Source organism: Leucobacter weissii (assembly GCF_017565745.1).
GTDB lineage: Bacteria > Actinomycetota > Actinomycetes > Actinomycetales > Microbacteriaceae > Leucobacter > Leucobacter weissii.
The window spans coordinates 1-869 of record NZ_JAGDYM010000028.1; the positions used below are offsets into that span (position 1 = coordinate 1).

Here is an 869-nt window from a genome sequence, read left to right on the forward strand (position 1 = left end):
ATGGGCTGCGAGGTATCGTGCGGGCGAGTCTCTCAAGGATCGTTCTTCTCGCCCGCTTCATTCACCAACGAGACTGCCGAAACGACGCGAGCATCGCATCATCAGTCTGCGGTTGACGCGCCGCTGGGGGCCGCACCGGATCAGCTACCACCTGGGAATCCCACGCTCCACGATTGAACGCGTGATCGCTCGGTATCGGATGCCCCTCCTGGCGCATATTGATCAAGCGACCGGGTTACGCATCAGGAAACCCCGGGTCATGAGGTACGAGAAACAGATGCCGGGCGAGCTCGTACACGTTGATATCAAGAAACTCGGTCGTATCCCCACTGGTGGTGGGTGGCGCGCTCACGGGCGCGGGTCGGCACAAGATCGTCGAGCGGGTGGTGCTCGTGATCGTGCGGCGCGTGCTGGAGCGTCATCGTCGCGGGGCTATGTGTTCTTGCACCATGCGGTCGATGACTACTCGCGGCTGGCGTACTCCGAGATCCTGGCCGATGAGAGGAAAGAGACCGCGGCCGGGTTCTGGGAACGAGCCCGCGAGTTCTTCACTCAGGCTGGAGTGAGCGTCACCGCGGTGATGACCGACAACGGATCCTGCTACCGTTCTCATGCATTTACGCGGGCACTCGGACCAGGCGTGAAACATCGATACACGCGCCCATATCGGCCCCAGACGAATGGGAAAGTCGAGCGATTCAACCGAACCCTCGCAACCGAATGGGCGTACGCCGACATCCATGACAGCGAAGAAGCCAGGGCCGCAACATATGGCACCTGGCTCCATCACTACAATCATCACCGACCCCATACCGGGATCGGTGGGCAGACACCCTCAGATCGCGTTCACAACCTCACTGGGAACTACA

Annotated in this window: 1 protein-coding gene; it reads left to right on the plus strand. The window is 60.8% G+C overall.

The features are described 5' to 3' along the window. On the plus strand, positions 1 to 869 hold an 869-nt coding region (locus J4H92_RS15170), incomplete at both ends, for an IS481 family transposase (protein ID WP_208099016.1).